The sequence below is a fragment of the Enterococcus sp. 125944 genome (genome assembly GCF_051909435.1).
In the GTDB taxonomy this organism is placed as follows: Bacteria; Bacillota; Bacilli; order Lactobacillales; family Enterococcaceae; genus Enterococcus_D; species Enterococcus_D gallinarum.
The window spans coordinates 21,079-27,228 of sequence record NZ_JBQASY010000029.1 but is presented as its reverse complement, the minus strand read 5'-3'; the positions used below and the strand labels follow the sequence as shown (position 1 = coordinate 27,228).

Below are 6,150 nucleotides of genomic sequence, written 5' to 3'. Positions count from 1 at the left end.
TTGGAATGACTTACCAGACGAAACAAAAGAGCTATATGCTGATAACTACGATTTCTTGACTAAGATTTATGAATCCGAAGATTCGTTTAATCGATGGAATCAACTACCGAATAGTGATAAAAAGCTGTTAGCTGATAATACTGATTTTCTCAATAAGATACTTACCTCTGAATCTAGCTGGAATCAATGGACCAATTTGCCAGTAACGGAAAAGAAAATTTTAGCGGATAATACCGACTTAATGACAAAAGTATTTTCTTCTCAAGAATCCTATAGTGCGTGGTCAGCGTTGCCGGACAATGTGAAACATATGCTCGCAAATAATGAAGATATATTATCTAAAGTTCGAGATGGAACAATATCTGTTGAAGATTATAACCAGAACGTACTTCCAGCCTTGAAAAAATTATTGGGGGACAATAGTGATATCATTCAAAAACTATCACAAGGTGAAAGCAGTTTGAATTCTTATGATAGTAATAACCCAGCGATGAAGATTCTAAACGGTGATTCGTCATCTACTCAACAAGCTGCTAAAACAGGCGGTAGTGCATTAAGTATTTACGATCGTAATAATCCAGCCATGAAATATTTAAAGGCAACGGATAATGCGAGTGGCCCAGCATACCAAGCAACGGAAGGTGTAAAAGCCTTCAGACAACAAAGAGACCATACCGTCACATTAACCAGTATTGTTAAAAATGTGACACAATGGATCACTGAAAAGATTTCCGGACACGCAACAGGAACAAATTTCCACAAAGGCGGACACATGATGGTCAATGACCAAAAAGGTCCGCTCTACAAAGAACTAATTGTTGAACCAGACGGCAATGCCTATATTCCAGAAGGTCGGAATGTCATTATTCCTAATGCGAAAAGAGGAACAAAAGTATATACCGCAAGACAAACAAAACAAATGATTCCACAGTATAAAAATGGTGTTGGAGTTCCTAGAGATGCTACATTGATTCGCAATTTGCAGTCTGTTCGCAATAGTGAAAGCACACAAACAATTACTGTTGATAATAGCGATTTAGTGCAATTGATGCGTCAAATGCTAAATGCAATTAGTAGATTAACTCCAGAAATAAATGTGTATCCACAAAACTGGGATACTAAAAATGATATTCGGCGAACTGCGCAAGAATTGGCTTTATTAACTCAAATCGAAGGGAGAGGAGCATTAGAATGACCTATGGATATTTTGAAATTGACAATCAAAAGTCAAGTGATTTTGATTTGTATATCGATACAGAGATCTCTTTTGCCTCTCCTGGGGTTAAAGGTGAATTTGTTGAAGTAAGTGGTCAAGATGGCGATTCGTTTTTGACAGACGGCAAATTAAAGAATGTAAACAAGAGCTTTCCGGCATACTTAATACCTACAGAAGTATCTCAGCAGCAACGAGCAACAGAGATATCGAACTGGCTTAAAAACAATGTGGGATGGAAAGAGTTATTTTTTAGCGGAGACAAGGAATATATTTATCAAGCAATTTATACAGCCGAATATGAGGTAGAAGCGAATATTGTTGAACATGGAAAAACCATACTAACGTTTAGCGTTAAGCCATACAAGTTTTTAAAGTCTGGCCTAGTTGAACAAGTTCTATCAACATCGATTACCAACCCTACTAATCGAATTTCAAGACCTAAAATCACGATCAGAGGGACAGGCAATATAACACTACAAATAGGATCGTCAACATACAAATTAAGAGGTGTAGATGGCGGTGTAATTATTGATGTATTGTACGATCAAGTGAAGTCTCTTGATGGTACTCGCCCACAGTGGAATAAGATCACTACTTATCCTTTGCCTGGGATTAATCCTGGACTTAACAATGTGCTGACTACTGGATCAGTAACTGAGATGAAAATTGTTCCTCGCTGGGAGGTGATTGTGTGACCTATCCAATTTTGTATGAGGCAAACGAAATAGATTTTTTTAGTTTGGGTTTAGGTCCAATCAAAACAGCAACAGAAGCTTTTGTCACAGAAGAAAGAAATGGTACCTTTATTCTTGAAGCTAAAGTGTTAGTTGATGATGAAATCTATCCGTTGTTGCAAGAAAACCGAATAATCAAAGCTGATGCAAGTCCGACACTAACTGATCAACGGTTCAGAATCAAACGGATTGTGCCAAATCATGACGGACAAGCTAAAATCTACGCAGAACACGTTAGCTACTTGAGTCAAGAATTACCAATGAAGCCAGAAGTATTTATCAGTGGAAACGCAAGTGCAGCTTTAAATGCTTGGAAGTTAGCAATTTTAGACAACAATCCATTTATTGTGGACTCGGATATTGATACAAGCAACAAAACGAATTGGCGAATCGACAAAGTGGAAAATCCTCGACAAGCCTTAGGCGGCGTGGAAGGTTCTATCTTAGATGTTTGGGGTGGTGAATATCGTTTTGACAACTATCACATTAGTTTGTTAAAGAAGCGTGGAACTACCGCCAACACTATTCTAGCATACGGTCGTAATATTACGGATTTTGAACAGGAACGTAATATCATGACGACTTATACAACAATTTATCCGTATGCTATTTATACGGATGACGATGAAAATGAACAAATAGTTACTATTGATGGATATGTAGTTGATTGCGAGAATATTAATGAATACCCAAACCGTAATGTGTTGCCAGTTGATTTTAGTAATAAATTTGAACATGATGAAGTTCCAACCAAGGTAAAACTAAAACAATTGGCTCAGGATTATATCAAAAATAATGATATTGGTATTCCAAAGACATCAATTAAGGTGTCTTTTTTGGATTTGGCACAGACCGCTGATTATGCTGATATTGCTACATTGGAGACTGTCGAGCTATGCGATGATGTTCGAGTATATTATGAAAAGTTAGGTGTAGACACGACTGCTAAAGTGATCAAAACAAAATGGAATGTGTTGCGTGATGCTTATGATGAAATAGAAATCGGTGAAAAACGTACTACTTTATCATCGATCATAAATGACACTCAAACATCGATCAAAGAAATAGGGAATCAAATGGATTCAGCAATTACTGCTGCGAATGGAAAGAACATGATTTTCCATGGTCTCTTTGGTAAAAATGGTGAAGGAGAACCAACAGCAACACGTGTCGGGGATATGTGGTACAAACCAAATGGTGAGGATATTGAATTTTATATTTGGGATGGAACTGTTTGGACATTCATTATGTCTACAGCGAATTTTGATGAAATCGCTAATAAAGTGAGTGAGGTAGAAAATGATACAAAACGAGCTGTTGAGAAAGCAAATAATATTCAAATCAATGTTAACCATCTTGTCTCTGATATTTCTGCGATGAATCGGGATATCAGTACAATCAGTTTTAAAGCAAGTGAAGCATATAGTAAGGTACGAGCCGTAGAGGGCAAGACTGTTTCAATAGAAAAATCAGTTGATGGTTTAAAAGGAAGGATCACGACAATTGAGACTACATCAACAAGTACAACAAAGAAACTCAACGAGTTAGAAATCACAGTAGATGGGCAAAAGCAGACTCTTGCTACTATGCAAACGACAGCTAATAGTGCGTTAAGTAAAGCTAGCGTTCTACAAACAACAGTTGATGGTGTAACCCAGACTTTGGCAAGTGTCGAACAATGGCAAAACAATTTTCAAGTTGGTGGTAGAAACTGGGTTAGTGAATCTGAATCTCCAAAATTTAGACCATATCAAGGTGCTTCAATTACTCATTCAATAGTTCAAGTTCCTGAATGGAATGCAAAAAATGCAGTTAGGCATGTTGTTACGGGCGGTACTGGTACAATTTGTGGTACTCTTCCCGGAAATATTATTACTTATGTTAAAAACAATACGAGCTATGTTCACTCTATATATGTTAAGAACAATGGAGACAAACGTATTAGGTTTAGTAATAATTTAGGTAAGACTGATTATGTTGAACCAGGTCAATCTAAACGTATTTCAATGGTAGCTAAACACCTTGAGAATTCAGCAGCAATGCAATTTGTACTATATCGATCCACGAATGCTGACAGCCTAGATTTTACCGTATGGCGTGCTCAGATTGAAGAAGGAAATCAGTTGACTGACTGGTCTCCAGCACCTGAGGATAAGGCACAAATAACCAAAGTTAACGAGATTGAGACAACAGTAGACGGTGTCAAAACGACAGTATCTTCTGTAAAAACAACAGCAGAGTCAGCTCTCTCAAAAGCTGTTCAAACTGAAATAACAGTGAACGGTTTAAAGACAACTATTTCAAGTGTTCAGACTTCAGCAAACTCAGCACTGACAAAAGCTACGCAGCTTGAAACTACTGCCAATGTTATTAGACAGACAGTTACAGAAATTCAAGGAAATATTACGGATATCACAAACAAATTTCCTAATCCAAACTTCAAAAAACAAGAGCCAAAGCCAGCTGTTGAAGGAACAGGAATTCACATAGTTTATGATAGTCAAGGAATGACTATTAATAATAACGGAGGAACAACAAGAAACAGAGCTTACTGGGGATCACCACCACTTTCCTTAGAAATCGGGAAAACATACAATATTAAAATGTATGTAAATGTGGGGGTTAACTCTGGGAGGAAACCCATAGAGGTAGGAACAAGTGAAGGAGAAAATTTTACGTTCTCTCTTCCTAATACGAATCCTGTATGGATATATGGAACAATTAAATTGACAAAATGGACTGACTTGTCATTTTGGCTGCCACCAGCAACTACGATTAAGATTCGTCAGTTATATATTTATGAGGCAAATACTAATATTACTTCATCACAGATTACCCAACTATCAGATACAATTAATTTAAAAGTTTCTAAAAATGATGTTGTTAATCAAATCAATATATCTAATGAATCAATATTGATTGCTGGTAATAAGATTCACATTACAGGTCAGACATCAATTGATAATGGAGTGATCAAAACCGCTCAAATTGCGGATCTTTCAGTATCGACAGCTAAAATTGCGAACGCAGCAATTACTGATGCAAAAATTGCGTTTGTCGATGCTGCAAAAATTACAACGGGCTATCTTTCTGCACAACGGATTCAAGCTCGATCAATTACTGCAGATAAATTAGCAGTCAATGCGATTCAAGTTGGTTTTAATAATTATAGCCAGAATTTAAAGATAGACCCTTACACCTTAAGTTTCTTCAATAAAAATCAATTAAGTGGAAAGTTAACCAGTGAAGGAATGGAATTTTGGCATGGAACAAGAAAAATAGGAAGAATAGGTGAAAATTCAAAAATAGGAAATGAAACTATCCGTGGTATTGCAATGAACTTAGAGCATGAGGGGGATTATATCTCCTGGTCTTATCGAAAAGCTCAAAACGATAGTGCATTTTCTTCTTTATTCATGCTTGATCCTCGTGGAAAATTTTCAGGAAAAGCAGGAATTCATATGGATGCAGATGTACATATGATTAAAGTTAAGCCAGGAATTCCTAGTGCAAGAGAGTTTTTACGATTTGGTGTAGTGAATTATAATAATACCTTTTATTCTGCTCTATTAAACGATAGTGGAAAAAGCGGTGTAATGTTTGGTAGTGGTTATTTGTATCTTCTGCATAATAATGTTGTATTACCTGTGGAAGATATAAGAAATATCGTTCGTGCATTAAAAGGATTAGGCACATTACAACTGCCCACTTCTATTCGTACTTCTGGTCAAGGTAGTGGAACGGTGGCGTCTTTTAAAACAGTAAGGTTATAGAAGGAGATAGGAGAATGAAAATTACATTGAAGAATAATGAGTTAGTACCAGCAATCAACTTTTTGGAATCTATCGAATTATCTACAAAAGATAGCAGACACCGAACAAAGTTGATAAAACGTATTCGAGAAGCGCTCATAGAACTTTCTGACGAGGAGAAGTCTTTGATGGAAAAATTCAATTTGCTTGATGAAAACGGTCAACTCAAAGATAGCAAAGAACAAGACATAAAAGATGTAGCTATATTTAATAAGGAACAAGCGATATTGCTTAATGAAGAAGTTGTGATTGAGGGAGGGATGTATGCCCGAAATTTTGATGAAATACCGCGTATTTTAGAGGAGTATGACGGAATGATATCTGGAAAAGATGCCGAGATCTACGATCGTTTGTTAGATGAGTTTGAAAAGGAAGCTGTTGAATAGAT

3 protein-coding genes and 1 pseudogene are annotated in these 6,150 nt (G+C 36.6%); all 4 read left to right on the top strand.

The window, feature by feature from the left end; translation table 11 throughout:
- Window positions 1-1,195: pseudogene (locus ACTFWY_RS16645) on the top strand (phage tail tape measure protein); the annotation flags it as partial.
- Window positions 1,192-1,911: a hypothetical protein gene (locus ACTFWY_RS16640; RefSeq protein WP_311809962.1), complete on the top strand. Its 720-nt coding sequence runs from the start codon at window positions 1,192-1,194 to the stop codon at window positions 1,909-1,911. The pseudogene ACTFWY_RS16645 and the gene ACTFWY_RS16640, both read left to right, overlap by 4 nt.
- Window positions 1,908-5,723 (top strand): phage tail spike protein, encoded by a 3,816-nt coding sequence (locus tag ACTFWY_RS16635; RefSeq protein ID WP_439939964.1) that lies wholly within the window; start codon window positions 1,908-1,910, stop codon window positions 5,721-5,723. The genes ACTFWY_RS16640 and ACTFWY_RS16635 overlap by 4 nt, the downstream gene beginning before the upstream one ends.
- Window positions 5,724-5,737: 14 nt before the next feature.
- Window positions 5,738-6,148 (top strand): DUF1617 family protein, encoded by a 411-nt coding sequence (locus ACTFWY_RS16630; protein WP_123836383.1) that lies wholly within the window; start codon window positions 5,738-5,740, stop codon window positions 6,146-6,148.
- Window positions 6,149-6,150: the final 2 nt, after the last annotated feature.